Below are 19,019 nucleotides of genomic sequence, written 5' to 3'. Positions count from 1 at the left end.
CCTCCCGGCACGGAAGCGCCGGGAGGGCGAGGAGGCGGGACAGTGCGGTCACAAGTCCCTCAGTTCAGGTGTTCCTTGCGGTAGGACGCCCAGAAGTCGGGCCAGTCCGCGTCGGCGATCTCCTTCTCGATCGCCTCTTCCTCCGCGGCGTCCCAGGCGGCCTGCACGGCCTTGAGCCGCTCCAGCCGCTTCTGGTTCCAGGCCTCGTCCTCGTCGGTCCACACGCCGATTTCCTTCAGGTACTTGACGGCACCGGGATGGAACGGCGCATCCGCCGGCGTCTTGCCGGCCGACTGGGCGTCCCAGCGCGGCATGACCTTGTTGGCGTCCTTGTAGATGTCGTAGCTCTCGACCACCGCCTTGGTCAGATTGTAGACGTCCTCCTCGGATGTCGAGGCATAGGTGGTGATCATCGGATACTTGTAGGCGATGAGCTGGGCGGGATGCTCCTTGGAGAGGCCCGCGCCGATGGTCTCGGTGGCCGGGGAGAAGAACGGCGCCACCTTGCGGACGCGGTCCCAGCCCTCCTTGTTGTCGGTGGGAAGGTTCGGCCAGACGATGCCGCGGCTGCTCGCCTCGAGCTCGCGGAAGATGCCGGCCGTGGGCACGCCGCCGGCGGCATCGTTCTGCCCCTCGACGACGCCGCGCAGCGCCGCGCCGTAGGACGGCATCTCGACCACCTCGACATCGTCCCAGGTCAGCCCGGCGAAGGCCAGGATCGCCTCGACCTTCAGATTGACCGACGGATTGGCCTGGATGCGCGAGACGCGCTTGCCCTTCAGATCGGCGAGCTCCTTCACGCCGGTATCCGCGGCCACCCCGATGCCGAAGCCCGCGGGCCGGCCCATGACCACGCGCAGGTCCTGGGGGCCCCATTCGCGCGCGGAGAAGTCGTAGAGAGCCTCGGTCGCGAAATAGACCTCGTTGGCGAGCCAGCCATATTGCACGCGGCCCGTCTTGAGCGGCAGGAGCCGGCCGATGGAGGTGCCCGACGGCATGATGCGGATGCGCACGCCGTATTCCTTGATCAGGGCGTCGGCGACGGCGGAGGCTTCCGTGTAGCCGCTGGAGCCGACATCGTAGGCGCTCCACATCATGGTGCGGGGCAGCTCGGCCTCCTGCGCGCCCGCCTGGCCGGCAAATGCCGTGACGCCGGCCACAATGGCGGCGGTCAGGGTCCGTTTCACTGTAGTCTTCATGGAGATCCTCCCATGCTGGTTTGTCTGGACCGGAGCGGGAAAACCCGCGTGCCGGCACGCCCCTCAAGGAGAGACGCCCTCACCGAAACGGATCGGGCGGTCTTCTCATCTCGGCCATACCGGCTATGCTCACCGGGGACAGGACCTTCTCGCCGATGCGTGGCCCTTGCGTCCGCTGAAATTTCGCACTTTGGAATAGTGTTTTGTTTTTGGTAGCATCCTATCTGCACCCTACATTTGCAAGAGGCAAGCGCAAAAGCCTATGAATGAGGCAGGAGACGTCGCCAGGTGCGGGAACCGCGCCATGGCTGCGATGGACAGGACAGGAAACGATGACCGACTTTGAGGATCTCGACGGCCTCGCGGGCCGGGTTGCGTCCGGCAGCCGGCTGGCCCTTCCGCCCGACTATGGCGGCGTCTCGATCGCCGCGACCGCCCGGATGATCGCGCGCCGCGTGCGCGACCTTCATCTGGTGGCCCTGCCCTCCACCGGGCTGCAGACCGACATGCTCATCGCCGCTGGCGCGGTGGCGAGCGTGGAAAGCGCCGCCGTCACCCTCGGCGAGGCCGGGCTCGCGCCGTGTTTCACGAAGGCGGTCAAGGCGGGAACCATTGCGGTGAAGGACGCCACCTGTCCCGCGCTCCATGCCGGCTTCCAGGCGGCGGAGAAGGGTGTGCCATTCATGCCGATCCGCGGCATCATCGGCTCCGACATCCTGGCCTACCGGCCCGACTGGCGCGTCATCGACAATCCGTTCTCCAAGACGGAGGACCCCATCGTGGTCGTGCCGGCCATCGCGCCGGATGTCACCGTGTTCCACTGCCCGCGCGCGGACCGGTTCGGCAATGTCTGGATCGGGCGCCGTCGCGAACTGGTGAGCCTCGCCCATGCCTCGCGCACGACGCTCGTGACCGTGGAGGAGATCGTCGACGGCGACCTTCTGGAGACCGAGGCGAGCGCGGCGGGCGTGCTGCCCTCGCTCTATGTGTCGGCCATCGCGGTGGCGCCGGGCGGCGCGCGTCCGCTCGGCCTGCAGGACCTCTATGCGCCGGAGCCGGAGGCGATCGCCGACTGGGTGCGCCATGCCGAGGCCGGCGATCTCGACGGGGCGTTCCGCGCGATCGGCGCCCGGATGCCGGAGCTCGAGGCGCTATGACGGCGACAGGCGACATCCATCCGCGCGAGACGATCATCTGCACCATCGCCAGGCTGCTCGAAGGGTGCGGCAATGTCGCGGTCGGCGCGGCCTCGCCCATGCCGGGCTCGGCGGCGCTGCTCGCGCGTGCCCTCTCCGACGGGGGGACCCGCGTCACCCTGCTCGGCAGCCGGCGCCACAACTATTTCACCGATGGCGGGCGCGAGCTGTTCGACTGCGCGGGCCAGGGCCGCGTCGACGCCTTCTTCCTGAGCGGCGCGCAGATCGACGGCCAGGCCAACATCAATCTGAGCTATATCGGCGATCCCGGCCATCCCAAGGCCCGGTTCCCGGGGGCCTTCGGCTCGGCCTATCTCTACTTCGTCGTGCCGCGCGTCATCCTGTTCCGCGAGGAGCATACGCGGCGCGTCTTCGTGGACCGCGTCGACTACATCTCCGCACCCGGCACGTCGGAGCCCGGCGTCTACCGGCCGGGCGGGCCCCATGCGCTGGTCACCGGCCTGTGCGCCATGCGCTTCGACCGCGCCCGGGGCCGCTTCCGGCTCGAGAGCGTCCATCCCGGCCATACGCTGGAGGAGGTGCGCGACAATACGGGGTTCGATTTCGACGTGCCCGACCGGGTGCCGGAGACGCCGCTGCCGGGCCCCGACATGCTCGCAACCCTGCGCGGTCGGGTCGCCGGCGAGGTGGCGGAAACCTATCCGCGTTTTGCCGAGGCGCTCTTCGGCAGCGCGCCGCAGCCGAACCGTATCACTGCCTGACGACTGGACGGAAAGACGACACAGAATGGCACAGACATCCCCCTTCGGCGCCCTCGCCGGCCTTACCGTCATCGACCTCACCCGCGTGCTCGGCGGGCCGTACTGCACCCAGGTGCTCGCCGATCATGGCGCGGAGGTCATCAAGATCGAGCCGCCGACCGGCGACGAGACCCGTGGCTGGGGCCCGCCCTTCAAGAACGGCCTGTCGGCCTATTTCTCCGGCGCCAACCGCAACAAGCGCTTCGTCTCGCTCGACCTCTCGCGCGACGAGGGCCGCGAGGTGCTCTTGGCGATGCTGGAGAAGGCGGATGTGCTGATCCACAACTTCAAGAGCGGCACGCTGGAAAAGTGGGGCATCGGCTATGACGAGGTGCTGGCCGAACGCTTCCCGGAGCTCATTTGCTGCCACATCACCGGCTTCGGCGACGACGGCCCGCTCGGCGGGTTGCCGGGCTACGACGCGGTGGTGCAGGCGCTGTCGGGCACGATGAGCGTCAACGGCACGGAGGAGACCGGGCCGTTGCGCATGGGCACGCCGATCGTCGATCTCGGCACGGGGCTCACCGCGGCCATCGCCATTCTCGCCGCCGTGATCGAGCGCGGCCGGTCCGGCAAGGGCCAGAAGCTCGACGTGTCGCTCTACGATTCCTCCATCGGCCTGCTGCACCCGCAGGCCGCCAATGCGCTGATGACCGGCAAGCCGGCCAGGCTCACCGGCAACGCCCATCCCAATATCTCGCCCTACGACCAGTATCCGACGGGGCGGGGCGCGATCTTCCTGGCGGTCGGCAACAACCGGCAGTTCGCCAAGCTGTGCACCTATCTCGGCAAGCCGGAGCTCGCCGAGGACAGCCGGTTCCTCGACAACGCCGCGCGCGTGGTCAACCGCGACGCGCTGAAGGAGGAGCTGACCGCGCTGCTCGCCGACAAGGATGCCGAGGAGCTCACCGACACGCTTCTCAAGCTCGGCGTCCCCGCCGGCGCCGTGCGCGACGTGACCAAGGTGCTGAACGATCCGCACACGCTCCACCGCGAGATGGTCGTGGAGCTCGACGGCTATTCCGGCACCGGCATCCCGATCAAGATGTCCAGGACCCGGGGCGAGGTGCGCACTCCGCCGGCCGCGCTCGGCGTCGACGGGCCCTCCGTTCTGGAGGCCTTCGGCTACGATGCCGCCGAGATCGAGAGGCTGAAGGCCGCCGGTATCCTCGTCGTCGACGAGCCGGAGGAGGAGCTTGAGAAGGGAGCCCAGGCGTGACCGTCATGCAACCTGTCCGGCCGGCGGAGACGGCAAGCCATCTGCCGGATAGCCGCGGCCTCAACGTGTACCGCGCGGACACCTCGTTCCGCAGCCTCATGTCGCTCTATCTGCCCGACGGCTTGAGGGCGCATCTGGAGCCGCATCTCGACCGTCTGGGCGGGCTCGTGACGACGGAGCTCGACGATCTCGCCCACGATGCCGACCGGCATCCGCCCGTCCTGCACCATCGCGACAGGCAGGGGCGCGACTGGCAGTGGGTGGAGAAGCATCCGAGCTATGTGGCGCTGGAGCGCATGGCCTTCGGCGAGCTCGGCCTGGCCGCCATGTCCCATCGCGCGGGCGTGCTCGACTGGCCCGAGCCCCTGCCGCCGGCGGCGAAATATGCGCTCACCTATCTGTTCGTGCAGTCGGAATTCGGCCTGTGCTGCCCGGTCTCGATGACGGATTCGCTCACCCGCGTGCTCCGGCGCTTCGGCGAGGAGGGGCTTGTGGAGCGCTTCCTGCCGGCGCTGACGGCGACCGATCTCGACAGCCTCGCCCAGGGGGCCATGTTCATGACCGAGCAGGGCGCGGGCTCGGATGTCGGCGCGAGCACGGTGACCGCGCGGCGCGACGGCGAGGGCCGCTGGCGGCTTCGTGGCGACAAGTGGTTCTGCTCCAATGCGGACGCCGCGCTCGCCATGGTGCTGGCGCGGCCGGAGGGCGCGCCGGACGGCACGAAGGGCCTCGGCCTGTTCCTCATGCCGGCGACGGTCGAGGGGCCGGACGGAACGCCCGAGCAGAACGCCTACCGGATCGTGCGGCTGAAGGACAAGCTCGGCACGCGCTCCATGGCCTCCGGCGAGATCCGCCTGGAGGGCGCGCTGGCCTATCCGGTCGGCGAGATCGACAAGGGCTTCAAGCAGATGGCGGAGATGATCAACGTCTCGCGCCTGTCGAACGGCGTGCGCGCGACGGGCCTCATGCGCCGCGCGCTGACGGAAGCCCTGTGCGTGGCGCGCGGACGCCATGCCTTCGGCAAGCGGCTCGACGACCTGCCGCTCATGCGCCGCCAGCTCCTGAAGATGCTGGTGCCGACCGAGCAGGCGCTGTCGGTCGTGTTCTACACCGCCGACGCGCTGGCGCGCGCCGATGCCGGCGACGAGGAGGCGGCGCAGACCCTGCGCATCCTGACCCCGCTCATCAAGTTCCGCGCCTGCCGCGACGCGCGCAAGGTGACGGGCGATTCGATGGAGGTGCGCGGCGGCTGCGGCTATATCGAGGAGTGGGTCAATCCGCGCCTGCTGCGCGATGCGCATCTGGGCTCCATCTGGGAGGGCACGAGCAATATCATCGCGCTCGACGTGCTCCGCGCCGCGCGCAAGATGGGCGCCCACCGCGCGCTCGCCGACACGCTGAGCGGCGAGCTCGCCCAGGCGCGCGGCGTGCCCGATCCCCTGCGCGCGGGGCTCAACGGGGCGATGGAGCGTGCCCTCGATCTGGTCGACCATGCCGCGCGCGCCGATGATGGCGAGCGGCTGGCGCGCCAGGCGGCAAGCGGGCTCTACAATGCCGCCTCTGCCATGATCATGGCGCGCGAGGGGGCCATGCTGTCGGAGCGCGACGGCGATGCCGGCCGGCTGATGCTTGCCCGCATGGTGCTCGACCACAGGCTTTCGCCCGACGATCCGCTGGCCGCGCCCGACGGCACGGCGGAAACCGCCGCCTGGGCGCTGCTCTCGGAGGGTCACGGCGCCGTCACGCCGGAGGAGGCGAAGGCGTTCTGCACCCGCCCGTGAGGGCGAGGGAAACTGCTCGCACGGACTGCACCGGCCCGCTCCCCCACCCGGCTACCCACGGGATCATAATTTCATGGGTGGCCGGGTGGGGGAGCGGGCTGGTGCCGTTCTAAACGCGAGGACTCGTGAGAGAGCGGGGCCGGTGCCGTGTCAACAGACTGGAAAGCACTCTAGCCGACCGTGTGCACGACCATCAGAATGACGGAGCAGAACAGCAGCGAGACCGCCGTGTGGAGGCCGTTCCAGCGGTGCGCGATATAGGCGGCGGAGTGGTTGGAGAAGCGCCCGATGATCATGGTCGCCGCGGCGGCGGGCGATGAGCCGACGGTCAGGCTCCAGCCCATGACGAGGGCGAGCCCCATGGCCGTGGCCTCGTAATCGAGGGTCGGCGCGTTGGCGACGAGGGTCGCGATGACCGTCGCTGTCAGAAGCGGGTTGGCGCCGATCTGGCCGGCCCCCACCACCAGCCACAACGCGATGACGGGCAGCAGGACGGGTGCCACGCTGCCGGGCCCGATCAGCGCCTCCAGCGCGGTCGGCGGCACGAGGGCGGCGACCGCCGTGCCCAGAAACGCGGCGTTGCCGAGGATCGCGACCTCCTGCCTCTGGCCCGGCACGTCGGAGACGAGATAGTGCGCGAGCCGGCGCGCGCCGGCGACCTCGTGGCCGGCGACGAGCCAGATGACGGCGATCAGCGGCACGATGAGGATGACGCCGTGAATGAGCTGGCCGGATGTCGTCTCCTCGATGGAGAAGGCGAGCACGAACACCGCGGCGATGAGGCCGATCAGGGGCGCAAGCCGCGAGAAGCGGAACGGATCGGCCTCCACCGGCAGGCGCCGGCGCGGCATGGTCAGCCGGTCGATGGTCCAGCCGATGGCCATGACGCATATGGTCGTGAGCCCGCCCCACATGACGAGCGGCGGCCAGTCCGCCCCCGGTATGGTGGCGGTGACGACGGCGAAGGCGACGGTCAGCGGGCACCAGAACATGATGGTGGCGAAGCCGCGCAGGAGCGCCGTCAGCATGCGCTGCTGGCGCACGAGGCGGACATCCTCCTGGCCATGGGCGGCCTGCAGCGTGTTGGCCTGATTGATCATGCCGCCGAGCAGCGTGACGGTGCCGAAATTGAGGATGGCGCCGAACAGCGCGCTGCCGGCCGTGATGGCGATATAGCGCCTTCCGGGCGGCTGGTGCACCAGCATGCGGCCGGCGCGCAGGATGGTCGGCGAGATCTGTGCGGCCTCCCGCAGCATGCCGAGCGCGGCGAAGAGCGAGGCGATGAAGGCCGAGCGGGCAAGTCCCTCCATCAGCACCGAGACCGGATCGTCGAGCGTGGCGAGAACGGTTCCCGCGGCCGCCGCCCCGACGGCGAGATGCACCCAGGCGAGACGGTTGAGCCGCGGGGCCTGGAGCACGAGATAGACGGCCAGCGCCGCCACCGCGACGGCGGCGGCGCCCGGGACCGCGAACAGGGCGTCGAGCAGGACACCGGCCCACACGATGACGATCGCGCCGCCGGACAGGGCGGCGACGAGCCTCGGGGCCGTCTCGTCCGCCGCGTGATCCTGTCCCCTCATGCCCTCGTCTCTCCTCGCTCGTTCAAGTCCCCGCGAATAGAGCACGTTTCGCACATGCAGCACCAGAGGAGGCGGTGCATGGCGGGCATGCGCCGGCTCAGGCCGGCACGAACTTGGTCCCGTAGCGGACGATGCCCTCCTGGTCGTAGAGCCGGCGGATCTCCGCCTTCAGCGGCGTGCCGATCTCCAGATCGGCGGGGTCGACGTCGGCGAGCTGGGCGATGATGCGCGGGCCCTCGGCAAGCGCCACCACGCCCACCACGATGGTGCCGGTCATGGTCTGCTGGTCGTCGAACTCCGCCGGCGCGCCGCCGCGCGCGATCACGGTGAAGGTGTAGAGCGTGCCCTCGCCGGAGAGCGCCGCGGTCTCGAAGCTGTCCGCGCCGCAGGAGGCGCAGACCGGCCGCTGGGGATAGGCGAGCGTGCCGCAGGCCGTGCACCGCCCGGCCTCCATCCGCAGGCGCTGGCCCGTGCTCGTCTGATAGATGGGAAGGGAGATGTAGGAGCTCATGCCGTGCCTCCGAAGCGGCTGGAAAGCATGCGCCTGTGGCGCAGATAGGCGATGTAGTCGACCTCCTCGCCGCCGTCCGAAAGCTCGGCGAGCGTCGGCGCGGTGCCCGCGAGGCGGGCAAGGCCGTCGCCCGTGGCGAGGCGCAGCGCGCTCGCCCCGGCCCCGATGGCGACGGCGAGGACGGTCTCGCCGGCCTTGGCGTCGTCCAGCGCGCCGGCCAGCGCGAGAGGGGCGAGCGCTGCGCCCGCGTCGCCGATCTCCGGCCAGGGAAGGCAGGTCGTCCCTTCCGCCGCCGCGAATGCGCGCATGGCCTTGCGTGCCGCGCCTGCGTCGCAGCCGAGCGCGAGGCGGTCGTGCCCGATGAGGTCCGGTGCGCCGGCGGTCAGATCGGCGAGCACGGGGGCGACATCGTCGGTGCGCAGCTCCAGATCGGCAAGCGTCGCCTCGCCGCGCCGCCTGTGGCGCGCGCCAAAGGTCTCGCGCGCGACGGAGGCGGTGGCCCCGAACCGGGCGACGGTCGCGTCCGGGCCGACGAGGAAGGCCGCCGCACCCGCGCCGAGCCCGTGCTCATAGGGCGCGTCGGCGGGCGCGGACGGCGCGTCGGCGGCGATGGCCAGCGCGTGGCGTCCGGGATTGGCCGCGCAGAACTCCCATGCCGCGACCAGGGCCTGAAGGCCCGCCTGCGGGGAGCCGGAGATCTCGACGGTGCGGATGTCGCGCCGGGGCGTGAGCGCGGTCAGCACCGTCGCCGCGGAGGGCTTCTCCTCATAGGGCAGACTGGTCGCGCCGAGGAACAGGGCGTCGAAGGAGGGCGTTGTGCCGATGCGGGCGAGCGCGTGCCGCGCCGCCGCGACGGCGAGCGTCACCGCGTCCTCGTCATAGGCGCAGAAGGCCTTGCGCCTCAGCCCGCGCGCGGCGCACTGGCCCCAGGCCCCCCTGTAGGCGTCCGCGCCGATCCGCAGGCGGGGCAGCGCCGTGGCATAGCTTGTCAGTCCGATGGTCTGTCCTGTCATGACCGTCCCCTATTCGACCGCCTTGAGGATGTGGACGGCGACGCTGCCGCCGGAGCCGCCGACATTGTGGGCGAGCCCGTAGCGGGCGTTCGCCACCTGGCGCGACGGCTCGTCGGCGCGCCCGCGAAGCTGGTTGGCAAGCTCGTAGATCTGGCCGGTTCCGGTCGCGCCGATGGGATGGCCCTTGCCGATGAGGCCGCCCGACACATTGACGGGCTTCTCGCCGCCGAGCCGGGTCACGCCCTCCTCGACCCAGTGGCCGGCCTCCGCCTCCTCGCAGAAGCCGAGATCGGCATAGGCGAGGATCTCAGCGATGGTGAAGCAGTCATGGACCTCCGCGAGGTCGATGTCTCCGGGCCCGATGCCGGCCTCCTCATACGCCTCTCGGGCGGCCTTGCGCGCGGCCGGCAGGCGGGTGATGGAGGGGCGGTCGTGGATCGCCACATAGTCCGACCCGCCGCCGGAGCCCACGACCTCCACGGGCCGGTCGGTGAAGTCGCGGGCGATGTCGAAGTCGCACAGGATCACCATGGAGGCCCCGTCGGTGATGCCGCAGGCGTCCGCCAGGCAGAAGGGGGCGGCGAGGTTGGGCGCGGCGAGCGCCTTGTCCAGCGTCATGGACTTGCGGAACTGCGCCTTGGGATTGGCGACGGCATGGTCCCGGTTCTTCACCGCGACGCCGGTGATCTGCGCCTTGGTGGTGGCGAATTCGTGCATGTGCCGGCGCGCCATCATGGCGTAGATGCCGGGGAAGTTGGTGCCGGCGAGGCGCTCCCATTCGACGTCGCCGGACACGCCGAGCCAGGAGCGGTTGCGCTCGCGCGGCAGGTCCGACATCTTCTCGATGCCGCCGGCCACCGCGATGCGCGCGGAGCCCGAGGCGACCGCGCGGCAGGCGTCTCGGAAGGCATAGCCCGACGACGCGCAGGCATTCTCCACATGGCGGCCCGAGACGCCCGCCATCCCGGCGCTCTCCAGCATGAGCGGCGCGAAATTGCCGAGCTGCGACCCGCCGGTCGACAGGGTGCCGATGAACGCCTCGTCGATGTCGCCGGGGTCGATCCCCTTCTCGACATCCGCGAACGCCGCCTTCGCGGCATCCGCGAAGAGCGACTTGAGCGTCCGCTCCGGATAGAGGCCGTAAGTGGTCTGGCCGACGCCGATGACCGCAACCCGTTTCATGCCGGACTCCGTTCAATATTGCGAAATATAATTTCGCTTAGCAAAATGCACGAAAGAGCTGGAGAGATGCAAGCCTCAATTCGGACATCGCCTGTGTCGGAGGGTGTTTCGATCCGGATTTCGGATGTGGGCAGTGAGGCGACGCTCGATGCCAATGCACTGAGTGACCGCCTTGCGGACAATCCGGCATGTGCAGAATGGCTCATGCCACGAGAGTTCAGCGCATGCCTGTCGCACGCAAGAACGAACGAATTTCCGTCAGGCAAAGATCCGGCGCTTCAAGATGCGGCCAGTGACCGACACCGTCCAATCGGACGGTGCGGGACCCGGGACCGGTGACGTTGGACGCCCGGGCAAAGCATTCCTGGCGCACTTCGGGTTCATCGGCCCCATAAATCATCAGAGCGGGTGCAGCGATCGGCGCAATAATACGTCCCGCATTGGCATCGCGCTCACTGGCCCGATAATAATCGACGGCCGCACGTGAGCGCTCAGGTGGCATCAACGCCGCAATCACTGTCTCGATATGATTGTCCGGCACGTCCCAATTGGGACTCCAAAGGTCATACAGCCGCCGCACTTCGGCGAAATTGTTCCTGCGCAGCCACCAGTTCGAAATCCGGCCATAGCGGAGATATATATTGTGCGGTCGCGCCCACCGCTCCCGCCAGCCGCTGCGAAACACGCTCAAGGGCGGGATGGCAAGTGCAATCAGGCTCTCTACGCGCTCGGGCGCAATTGCGGCCAGCGCGTAAGCTGTCGAAGCGCCCCAGTCATGGCCGAGAATGACGGCGCGGTCGATGTCGAGCTGATCGAGCAATTCCGTGACATCTCGCGCAAGACGATGAAGCGAATAGTCCTCATTTGACGGAACATCGCTTGGTGCGTAACCGCGCATGGCCACGGTTATAACCCTGTAACCGTCATCCGAGAGGGCACCCGACATCGCATCCCAGGTGCGATACGTGTCGGGAAAGCCGTGCAGGGCGACGATCGGCAGTCCGGACCCCAGCTCTCTGTAAGCCAGTCGGGTATCGCCAACCGCAACATGTTTGACGTCATTGGCCATTCAGAGAAACCGGTATATCCGCCTTCCAGTTGAAAGTCTGTTCAGGGCCAATCCAACTCTGCCTTCGCCGCACCCGGCGTTACAATGCGAGCTTCAGACCCTCGTGGCTCGCCGTGAAACCCAGCCCCTCATAGAAGCGGATCGCGTCGGCCCGCGTCTTGTCGGAGGTGAGCTGGACAAGGCCGCAGCCGCGCTCGCGGCAGCGCGCGATGGCCCAGTCCAGCAGCGCGCGGCCGAGGCCCTGGCCGCGATGGCGCGAGGAAACCCGGACGCTCTCGATCTGGCCGCGCCACATCCCGCCGCGCGACAGGCCGGGAATGAAGGTGATCTGCAGGCATGCGACAACGTCGCCGCTGTCGTCCACGCCCACGGCCATGAGCTGGTTGGGGTCGGCCTCCATGGCGGCGAAGGCCTCCTCATAGGCGGTGTCGACACCGTCGGACACGGTCTCGCGCGTCTTGCCCAGGGGATCGTCGGCCAGAAGCCGGAGGATCTCAGTGAGATCCGACGAGCGGGCCGGGCGGAACTGGACCATCGCTTGTCTCCCCGCGTTCAGCGGTCCGTGGCCAGGCGCGCGCCCAGCGCGACGAACACGAAGCCGGTCACGTAGGACATGGCCTTGTGCGCCCTGCGCAAGGCCGCGGCGACCGGCGGCAGGTTCACCAGGCACGCCACCAGCGCATACCAGCCGGCGGCGATCATGACCACGGTCGCGACGACGAGCGCCTGGAACCACAAGGGGGCCTGCGGGGGCACGGCGACGGCGAAGACGCTCGTGAAGAAGATCGCGGCCTTCGGATTGCTCAGATCGACGACGAGGCCGCGCCGGAAGGCCTGGAGGGGCGACAGGGCGCCGAGCCGGACCGGCGAGGCGGTGCGCGCGTGCCGCGCGGAGAGGATGGTCCTGATCCCCAGATAGACGAGATAGAGGCCGCCGGCCAGCTTCACCGCCTGATAGAGCCATGCCGTCGTCTGGAACAGGATGCCGAGCCCCGCCAGGCTCGCCGTCGCCCAGATGGTGGTGCCGACCGCGATGCCCGCGGAGACATAGAGGCCGAGGCGGCGCGACTGGGTGGTCGCGGTGTAGATCGTGGCGAAGAAATTGGGCCCGGGCGCCATGGCCACGACGAGCCATACGGCGAAGATGGTCGTCAGGCTTGTCCACAATGGAAGGGTCATGGATGTCCGCTCCCTGGATCGGTCGGGTCAGAAGAATCCCCGGCGACGATAGTCCGCCTCCACCGCGTGGACCATGCTGGCAAGGCGCGGGCCGACCTCCTCGTGCAGGCGCTCCTCGCTCAAGACGAAGGAGGGGCCGCCGATATTGAAGGCCAGAACGGTGCGCCCGTCGGGCGAGACGAAGGGGGCGCCGGCGCCGTTGATGTCCGGCAGCCAGGTGCCCATGCCGAGGCAGTAGCCGTGCTGGGCGATCTCGCGCTCGGCGGTCTCGATGGATGTCTTGGTCGCGGGCCAGTCCTTGCCCTTGCTGGTCTTGATCGCGTCCATGACCTGGGTGCGCAGCGGCTCCGGCGCGCGGGCGAGCCACGACCACCCCATGGAGGTCTCCGCGATCGGCAGGCGCGAGCCGATGTCCTGGTGCAGGATCACATGGCTCACCCCGCGCTGCAGCTCGATATAGACCATGGAGAGGCGGTCGCGGTCGCCGAGGGCGACGGTGGTTCTCGTGGCCTCGGCGAGCTCCTGCATATGGGGCCGCGCGATCTCGCGCACCGCCATCGACGCCATATAGGCCTGCCCGAAGGCCAGCACCGCGGAACCGAGCTGGTACTTCTCCAGCTTGGGATTGTATTTCAGGTAGCCGAGCCGGGTCAGCGTATAGGCAATGCGCGAGACGGTGGGTTTCGGCAGGCCGGTCCTCTGGGCGATCTCCTGATTGCCGAGCATCGGATCGTCGGGATCGAAGGCGCGCAGGACCTCCAGCCCGCGGGCCAGCGCGGAAATGAACTGGCGGTCCTTCTCCCCGGCCTCCTCGCCGGCCCCGATCCCCGCAATATCCATGAGCCCCCCACCGTCGGTGGCCTTTCTGCGCGCCATATATCTCCTCGTTCCGTCCCTGATCCGTGTTGTTTGCGCGGGCGAGAATAAGCGAGATTTTCGCACAGCGAAACCTGCGTCGACAATCTTTCCCGGTTTCTTCGGCAGCACCACATTGATTTTGCTATGCAGAATAGCGTTTCGCAAATATTGATCCGCATGGCCGCTTCGCATAGACTGCGCCGCCTGGACGACGCGCTTCCCCGAAATCCCGTCGCGGCCGGCCCGGTTTCCGGGCTGCTGCCGGGCCGATTTCACGCCGGCCCGGTGCCGGCGCGGCGGCGGGGCGCGCATCGGTCCCGAAGGCTGCGGCCCTTGCATCGAGCGACGAACCGGATCGGATAGAGATGACCATCGACCAAGACCTTATCGACCAGCTGGCCGGCACGGTGCGCCGGGTCGTGCGCGAGCGGCTGATCCCCGCCGAGCCCGTGCTGGAGGAGACGGACCGCATCCCCGGCGAGCTCCTGGCGACGCTGCGCGAGCTCGGGCTGTTCGGCATGTCCGTCCCGGCCGAGCATGGCGGGCTCGGCCTCACCCTCGAGGCGGAGGTGGAGATCCTGTTCGAGCTCTGCCAGGCCTCCGTCGCCTTCCGCTCCGCGCTCGGCACCAATAACGGCATCGGCTCGCAGGGGATCGTGATCGACGGCACCGAGGCGCAGAAGGAAAGGTGGCTGCCGGGCATCGCGTCCGGCGAGATCGTCGCCTCCTTCGCGTTGACCGAGCCGGAGGCCGGCTCCGACGCCGCCTCGCTGAGGACGCAGGCGCACCGCGACGGCGGCGATTTCGTGATCAACGGCACGAAGCGTTTCATCACCAATGCGCCCGAGGCGGGCGTCTTTACCGTCATGGCGCGCACTGATCCCGACATTCCGGGCGCGGGCGGCATCTCCGCCTTCCTCGTGGAGGCGGACCTGCCGGGCATCGCGGTCGGCCGGCCGGACCGGAAGATGGGCCAGCGCGGCGCCCATACCGCCGATGTCGTCTTCGAGGATGTCCGCGTGCCGGAAAGCGCGATCATCGGGGGCCCGGAGCGCGAGGGCCAGGGCTTCAAGACCGCGATGAAGGTGCTCGACCGCGGGCGCATCCATCTCTCCGCCGTCTGCATCGGGGCGGCGGAGCGGCTCCTGTCGGAGGCGCTCGCCTATGCCATGGAGCGCAAGCAGTTCGGCGAGGCGATCTCGGGCTTCCAGCTCGTCCAGGCGATGCTCGCCGACAGCCGGGCGGAGATCTTCGCCGCGCGCGCCATGACGCGGGACGCGGCCCGGCGCTACGATGCGGACGAGCGCATTCCCATGCTCGCCGCCTCCGCCAAGATGTTCGCAAGCGAGATGGTCGGCCGCGTCGCCGACCGCGCGGTGCAGATTCACGGCGGTGCGGGCTACATGGCGGAAACACCTGTGGAACGCCTCTATCGCGATGCGCGGCTGTTCCGTATTTATGAGGGCACGACCCAGATCCAGCAGCTCGTGATCGCCCGCAACATGATCCGCGAGGCCGAGCGCGGGATCGCCTGACCGGCGGAGGAGGCCAGACATGGCGCAGACCACATCGCAAAGCGGCGAGACGACAATCCTCGTGGAGCGCTACGGCGCGGTCGCCGTGCTCACGCTCAACGAGCCGGCAAAGCGCAACGCGCTGAGCCTCCGCCTGCGCGAGGCGCTGCACGACGAGCTCGAGGCCGTGCTCGCCGACCCGTCGGTCCGCGTGATCGTGCTCACCGGCGCGGAGGGCTGCTTCTGTGCCGGCGGCGACCTGAGCTCCATGGGCGATCTCGACGGGCCCGGCGGGCGCGCGCGGCTGAAACGCGCCCATCGTCTCGTGCGCCAGCTCGTGCGCGGCGAGAAGCCGGTCATCGCCGCGGTCGAGGGCTATGCGGTGGGGGCGGGGCTGTCTCTCGCGGCGGCCTGCGACCTCGTCATCACGGCGCGCGACGCGCATTATGCGGGCGGCTTCGCGAAGGTCGGGCTGATGCCGGATCTCGGTGCGCTCTGGACGGTGCCGGCGCGCGCCGGCACGGGCGCGACCCGGCGTATCTTCTTCCTCGGCGAGACGCTCGACGGGGAGGAGGCCGAGCGCGTCGGGCTCGCCGACCAGGTGGTCGAGCCGGGCCATGCGCTGGAGGAGGCGCTCAGGGCCGCCGACCGGCTCGTGGCCGCCGCCCCGCTCGCCATCGCCATGGCCAAGGCGACGCTGGCGCGTGCGCCGCAAGGGCTCGACGCCCTTCTCGACGGCGAGGCCGACGGCCAGGCGGTGCTGTTCACGACGGAGGATTTCCACGAAGGGGTGACGGCGTTTCTCGAAAAGCGCAAGGCCACCTTTTCCGGACGGTGACGGGGCGGGCGATGAGCATTCAGGACGACACCGCGACGGCCGGCACCGCGATCTCCGCGTTCTGCGACGGCCTCGGCATCCGGCTCGTGCGGGTCGGGGAGGGGGAGGCGGAAGTCTCCATGGCCCTGGGCCCCGGCCATGCCAACCGGTCCGGCAGGGCCCATGGCGGCATCGCCTATATCCTGATCGACACCGCCTGCGGCTTCGCCGCCACGCTCGGCCATGACGGCGATCCCGATGCGCGCGCCCTCACGCTGCAACTGGCCATCTCCTACCAGCGGGCCCTGCCGCCCGATGGCGAGATCCGCGCCGTTGCCCGTGTGACCGGCGGCGGCCGGACCACCCTGTTCTGCGACGCCCATGTCTATGACGGCGAGGGCCGGCTCGCGGCCACCGGCCAGGGCTGCTTCAAGCGCGTCCTGAACCGCCCGAAGACGGGCTGAGCGGGCCCGTTCCGTCCGCTGTCCGACACGGCGGTCGGGCCCTCGCCCTGACCTCAGGTGATGCATTTCAGCTTCGAGAAGGGGACGGGTTTCGGCGCGCCGTGTGTCAGAGCGCTGTAGTAGCGGTCGTCGCTGTGGCCGTAGTTGTAGATACGATACTCCACTCCGCCGTCCTTGGTCGGCCGGCACAGGAGTTGCGCCTGGAGGCCTTTGGAGCGGATGGCGGAGTCCAGGATCGTCTTCCGGGCATCGTCGATATTGTCGCATTTGAAGAAGGTCTCGACCGCCTCCGTCAGCTTGAGCAGGACATCGGAGAACGCGTTGTCCGTGGCGTATTGCCGGAAGTCGGAGGTGGAGGCGTGCAGGACCATCTCGCCCGGCGTCGTGCCGCCCTGCCTCGGAAGGCCCGCGGCACCATACGGAACGCCCGCAGACGAGCTGACGAGATCCAGGACGTCTTGCCGGAAGTCCCAGATGATGCCGTCATAGCCCTGGAAGTCGTAGTCTTCCACTAGTTTGCGCAGTTTTTCGACTTCCTGCTTGTCGTATTCCGCGTCCTCTTTGCGCAGCGCGAAGCCGTTCTCCTTGTCCACCTGTGCGTCGCCGAACCATTGGGCGGTCTTGATGCCCGGGACGATATTGAGGTTGCTGATGCCCCGGTCTTTCGCCTCGGCCCTGAGGGTCTTGAGAGCCTCGTGCTTGAACGAACAGAAGATCAGATTGTCCAGGCAGTCCTGCCTGCCTGCCGCCTTCTGGCTGTCGAGAAAGTTCAAGAGCGTGCCGATGGCCTCTTTGTCCTTGAGCTCGATATTGAGAATGACACCGCGCCGCCCCGCCTCCTTGAGGGTCTCGTTGACGTTCTGCGCAAGCTCGAGCACGTCGTCGAGCGTGGGCATGGTCTCGCCATTGGGGCCGATGGGGATCCGCTGCAGCTCGGCCAGGGTCTTCTGGCCAATCCGGTAGCTGTCCGTGGTCTCGCCGGCGGGCAGGTCCTGTCCCGTGCGGTCGGTATCGTAGGCGTTGCGCCAGATCTCGTCGTCATGGGTGACCACGAGCCTGCCGTCCCCGGACTTGAAGATGTCGACCTCGACGGCGTCCGCACCCTGCAGCATCGCCTGCCTGATCGAGGCGATGCTGTTTTCGGGCGGCAGGTCCTCGGGAAATGTCCGGCCGAAGACGCTGGTCGGTCCCATGCCGCGATGCGCCGTCAGATACAGGCGATGGTTCGTCTGCCGGCGCATGAGGTCGCTGAACCCCTGGCCGCGCAGGAGTGTGGACTTGTCGTTCCGGTCGAGCGTCAGGTTGGATCTGGCCGGAGCGCGTTCTGCCGTGGGCGCGGGAGGGGTTGCGACCGCCTTGCCCGTTGCGGTTGCCGTCTGTGAAGGGAGGCCGGATGAGGGCATGATGTCTCGTTTCGTCGATTGCGTTTCGGGGATGGCCGAAGGCCCTGGCGAGCGATCGGCATGTCCACGATTATTAAAATTCGACGAAATGGGGATATTTTAAAATTTTATCGAAATGTGGCGCGATCCCGACCGGACATGCCGTCCGGCTGACTCACGGCGTGTCCTGTCCGGCGGCTTCGTCCGCAAGCCGGGCGGCAAAGGGGTCTTTCGCGCGTGCCGCCTCGGCATATTCGGCCTCGAGCCGGGCGACGAGCGTGGCCACGTCGGGCACGTCGGCGATATTGCCCACTCCCTGGCCCGCGCCCCAGATGTCCTTCCACTGTTTCGGCCGCTTCTCGTGATCGGAGATGACGATCTCGTCGCGCGGCTTCAGATTGTCGGGATCGAGGCCCGCCCGTTCGATGGACGGGCGCAGATAGTTGCCGGAGACACCGGTGAAGGCGGGCGTGTAGAGGATGTCGGAGGCCTGGCTCTCCACCAGCATGGCCTTGTAGGGATCGACCGCGCGGGCTTCGCGCGTGGCGATGAAGCGGGTGCCCATATAGGCGAGGTCGGCGCCCATGACGCGCGCCGCCTTGAGTGCTGCGCCGGAGGTGATGGCGCCGGCCAGCACGATCAGGCCGTCGAACTCCGCGCGAACCTCCGGCAGGAGCGCGAAGGGGCTCAGCGTGCCGGCGTGGCCCCCGGCGCCGGCGCAGACGAGGATGAGCCCGTCGACGCCGGCGCGGATCGCGCGGCGCGCATGGCGCATATTGGTCACGTCGTGAATGACCAGCCCACCGTAGGAATGCACCGCCCCGACCACCTCGTCCGGCGCGCCGACGGAGGTGATGACGAAGGGCACGCGATGGCGCACCACGGTCGCGAGATCCTCCTCCAGGCGCGGATTGGACCGGTGGACGATGAGATTAACGCCGAAGGGCGCGGGCCGGGGCGAGGCGCCATCGAGCGTCTCGCGGATTTCGGAAAGCCACGCGTCGAGCTGTTCGGCGGGCCGGGCGTTGAGCGCGGGGAAGGCGCCGGCGATGCCCGCGCGGCACTGGGCGATGACGAGCTCCGGGCCGGAGACGATGAACATCGGCGCGCCGATTGCGGGCAGGCGCAGCGTGTCGGCGAACAGGGCCGGCAGGCGCGTGGTCGGGGCCTGCGTCGTGGTCTGCGTCGTCGTGCCTGGCGACGTCATGGGCTTCGCCTCCTGTTCGCGGTTGCGGGCGCTTGCGCCCTTATAGGTCAACGTTTTGCCCTACGAAATATTATTCTGCAATAACGG

18 protein-coding genes are annotated in these 19,019 nt (G+C 68.7%); 7 read left to right on the top strand and 11 right to left on the bottom strand.

What is annotated here, in order from left to right; genetic code table 11:
• Positions 1 to 59 precede the first annotated feature (59 nt).
• Positions 60 to 1,199: a TAXI family TRAP transporter solute-binding subunit gene (locus tag HW532_RS10655; protein ID WP_213164344.1), complete on the bottom strand. Its 1,140-nt coding sequence runs from the start codon at positions 1,197 to 1,199 to the stop codon at positions 60 to 62.
• 332 nt (positions 1,200 to 1,531) lie between these two features.
• Between HW532_RS10655 and HW532_RS10650 the strand changes: the two genes are divergently transcribed.
• Genes HW532_RS10650 through HW532_RS10635 form a run of 4 tightly spaced genes read left to right on the top strand, consistent with a single transcriptional unit; the run spans position 1,532 to position 6,156 of the window.
• Positions 1,532 to 2,356, top strand: coding sequence for a CoA transferase subunit A (locus HW532_RS10650; protein WP_213164343.1), 825 nt, complete (start codon positions 1,532 to 1,534; stop codon positions 2,354 to 2,356).
• Entirely contained in the window at positions 2,353 to 3,117 is a 765-nt protein-coding gene (locus tag HW532_RS10645) for a CoA-transferase (RefSeq protein ID WP_213164342.1), read from the top strand. The genes HW532_RS10650 and HW532_RS10645 overlap by 4 nt, the downstream gene beginning before the upstream one ends.
• Before the next feature lie 25 nt (positions 3,118 to 3,142).
• A complete protein-coding gene (locus tag HW532_RS10640) occupies positions 3,143 to 4,375 on the top strand; it encodes a CaiB/BaiF CoA transferase family protein (RefSeq protein WP_213164341.1) in 1,233 nt (410 codons plus the stop codon).
• A gap of 5 nt (positions 4,376 to 4,380) precedes the next feature.
• Positions 4,381 to 6,156: an acyl-CoA dehydrogenase family protein gene (locus HW532_RS10635; RefSeq protein WP_213164522.1), complete on the top strand. Its 1,776-nt coding sequence runs from the start codon at positions 4,381 to 4,383 to the stop codon at positions 6,154 to 6,156.
• A gap of 170 nt (positions 6,157 to 6,326) precedes the next feature.
• Here the strand turns inward: HW532_RS10635 and HW532_RS10630 are convergent, their stop codons facing one another.
• From HW532_RS10630 to HW532_RS10595, 8 genes are all read right to left on the bottom strand, one after another.
• Complete coding sequence (locus HW532_RS10630; RefSeq protein ID WP_213164340.1) at positions 6,327 to 7,736, bottom strand: hypothetical protein; 1,410 nt, start codon at positions 7,734 to 7,736, stop codon at positions 6,327 to 6,329.
• A 97-nt stretch (positions 7,737 to 7,833) separates the two neighbouring features.
• A complete protein-coding gene (locus HW532_RS10625) occupies positions 7,834 to 8,247 on the bottom strand; it encodes a Zn-ribbon domain-containing OB-fold protein (protein ID WP_213164339.1) in 414 nt (137 codons plus the stop codon).
• Positions 8,244 to 9,260: a hypothetical protein gene (locus tag HW532_RS10620; protein ID WP_213164338.1), complete on the bottom strand. Its 1,017-nt coding sequence runs from the start codon at positions 9,258 to 9,260 to the stop codon at positions 8,244 to 8,246. Before HW532_RS10620 ends, HW532_RS10625 begins: the two co-directional genes overlap by 4 nt.
• Before the next feature lie 9 nt (positions 9,261 to 9,269).
• Entirely contained in the window at positions 9,270 to 10,442 is a 1,173-nt protein-coding gene (locus HW532_RS10615; protein WP_213164337.1) for a thiolase domain-containing protein, read from the bottom strand.
• Positions 10,443 to 10,659: 217 nt separating this feature from the next.
• On the bottom strand, positions 10,660 to 11,511 hold the full coding sequence (locus HW532_RS10610; RefSeq protein WP_213164336.1) for an alpha/beta fold hydrolase: 852 nt from the start codon (positions 11,509 to 11,511) through the stop codon (positions 10,660 to 10,662).
• 79 nt (positions 11,512 to 11,590) lie between these two features.
• On the bottom strand, positions 11,591 to 12,046 hold the full coding sequence (locus tag HW532_RS10605; RefSeq protein WP_213164335.1) for a GNAT family N-acetyltransferase: 456 nt from the start codon (positions 12,044 to 12,046) through the stop codon (positions 11,591 to 11,593).
• Positions 12,047 to 12,063: 17 nt separating this feature from the next.
• Entirely contained in the window at positions 12,064 to 12,690 is a 627-nt protein-coding gene (locus tag HW532_RS10600) for a LysE family translocator (RefSeq protein WP_213164334.1), read from the bottom strand.
• Between the two features lie 27 nt (positions 12,691 to 12,717).
• The gene (locus tag HW532_RS10595) at positions 12,718 to 13,566 is read right to left on the bottom strand and encodes an IclR family transcriptional regulator (protein WP_213164333.1); all 849 of its coding nucleotides are present in this window, start codon (positions 13,564 to 13,566) and stop codon (positions 12,718 to 12,720) included.
• Positions 13,567 to 13,913: 347 nt separating this feature from the next.
• Between HW532_RS10595 and HW532_RS10590 the strand changes: the two genes are divergently transcribed.
• From HW532_RS10590 to HW532_RS10580, 3 genes are read left to right on the top strand one after another with little or no spacing between them, the layout of a single operon-like run.
• Entirely contained in the window at positions 13,914 to 15,083 is a 1,170-nt protein-coding gene (locus HW532_RS10590) for an acyl-CoA dehydrogenase family protein (RefSeq protein ID WP_213164332.1), read from the top strand.
• Positions 15,084 to 15,102: 19 nt separating this feature from the next.
• Positions 15,103 to 15,900 carry an enoyl-CoA hydratase/isomerase family protein gene (locus HW532_RS10585; protein ID WP_213164331.1) on the top strand — a complete coding sequence of 266 codons (798 nt, stop codon included), beginning with the start codon at positions 15,103 to 15,105 and terminating at the stop codon, positions 15,898 to 15,900.
• Between the two features lie 11 nt (positions 15,901 to 15,911).
• Positions 15,912 to 16,343: a PaaI family thioesterase gene (locus HW532_RS10580; RefSeq protein ID WP_213164330.1), complete on the top strand. Its 432-nt coding sequence runs from the start codon at positions 15,912 to 15,914 to the stop codon at positions 16,341 to 16,343.
• A gap of 53 nt (positions 16,344 to 16,396) precedes the next feature.
• Here HW532_RS10580 and HW532_RS10575 read toward each other — a convergent pair whose 3' ends face one another.
• Together HW532_RS10575 and HW532_RS10570 are read right to left on the bottom strand one after the other, a co-directional pair.
• Positions 16,397 to 17,746 (bottom strand): glycerophosphodiester phosphodiesterase, encoded by a 1,350-nt coding sequence (locus HW532_RS10575; protein WP_213164329.1) that lies wholly within the window; start codon positions 17,744 to 17,746, stop codon positions 16,397 to 16,399.
• A 154-nt stretch (positions 17,747 to 17,900) separates the two neighbouring features.
• Positions 17,901 to 18,932 (bottom strand): NAD(P)H-dependent flavin oxidoreductase, encoded by a 1,032-nt coding sequence (locus tag HW532_RS10570; RefSeq protein WP_213164328.1) that lies wholly within the window; start codon positions 18,930 to 18,932, stop codon positions 17,901 to 17,903.
• Between the last annotated feature and the right edge of the window lie 87 nt (positions 18,933 to 19,019).

Source organism: Kaustia mangrovi, assembly GCF_015482775.1.
In the GTDB taxonomy this organism is placed as follows: Bacteria; Pseudomonadota; Alphaproteobacteria; order Rhizobiales; family Im1; genus Kaustia; species Kaustia mangrovi.
Note: the sequence above shows the minus strand (reverse complement) of the source record. Positions and strands in the feature narration are given on the sequence as shown.

Coding starts and splice junctions, on each gene's coding strand:
- HW532_RS10600 (WP_213164334.1), bottom strand. CDS start 12,690: ATGACCCTTCCATTGTGGACAAGCCTGACGACCATCTTCGCCGTATGG.
- HW532_RS10585 (WP_213164331.1), top strand. CDS start 15,103: ATGGCGCAGACCACATCGCAAAGCGGCGAGACGACAATCCTCGTGGAG.
- HW532_RS10650 (WP_213164343.1), top strand. CDS start 1,532: ATGACCGACTTTGAGGATCTCGACGGCCTCGCGGGCCGGGTTGCGTCC.
- HW532_RS10590 (WP_213164332.1), top strand. CDS start 13,914: ATGACCATCGACCAAGACCTTATCGACCAGCTGGCCGGCACGGTGCGC.
- HW532_RS10610 (WP_213164336.1), bottom strand. CDS start 11,511: ATGGCCAATGACGTCAAACATGTTGCGGTTGGCGATACCCGACTGGCT.
- HW532_RS10635 (WP_213164522.1), top strand. CDS start 4,381: ATGCAACCTGTCCGGCCGGCGGAGACGGCAAGCCATCTGCCGGATAGC.
- HW532_RS10620 (WP_213164338.1), bottom strand. CDS start 9,260: ATGACAGGACAGACCATCGGACTGACAAGCTATGCCACGGCGCTGCCC.
- HW532_RS10580 (WP_213164330.1), top strand. CDS start 15,912: ATGAGCATTCAGGACGACACCGCGACGGCCGGCACCGCGATCTCCGCG.
- HW532_RS10595 (WP_213164333.1), bottom strand. CDS start 13,566: ATGGCGCGCAGAAAGGCCACCGACGGTGGGGGGCTCATGGATATTGCG.
- HW532_RS10625 (WP_213164339.1), bottom strand. CDS start 8,247: ATGAGCTCCTACATCTCCCTTCCCATCTATCAGACGAGCACGGGCCAG.
- HW532_RS10630 (WP_213164340.1), bottom strand. CDS start 7,736: ATGAGGGGACAGGATCACGCGGCGGACGAGACGGCCCCGAGGCTCGTC.
- HW532_RS10645 (WP_213164342.1), top strand. CDS start 2,353: ATGACGGCGACAGGCGACATCCATCCGCGCGAGACGATCATCTGCACC.
- HW532_RS10605 (WP_213164335.1), bottom strand. CDS start 12,046: ATGGTCCAGTTCCGCCCGGCCCGCTCGTCGGATCTCACTGAGATCCTC.
- HW532_RS10615 (WP_213164337.1), bottom strand. CDS start 10,442: ATGAAACGGGTTGCGGTCATCGGCGTCGGCCAGACCACTTACGGCCTC.
- HW532_RS10655 (WP_213164344.1), bottom strand. CDS start 1,199: ATGAAGACTACAGTGAAACGGACCCTGACCGCCGCCATTGTGGCCGGC.
- HW532_RS10575 (WP_213164329.1), bottom strand. CDS start 17,746: ATGCCCTCATCCGGCCTCCCTTCACAGACGGCAACCGCAACGGGCAAG.
- HW532_RS10570 (WP_213164328.1), bottom strand. CDS start 18,932: ATGACGTCGCCAGGCACGACGACGCAGACCACGACGCAGGCCCCGACC.
- HW532_RS10640 (WP_213164341.1), top strand. CDS start 3,143: ATGGCACAGACATCCCCCTTCGGCGCCCTCGCCGGCCTTACCGTCATC.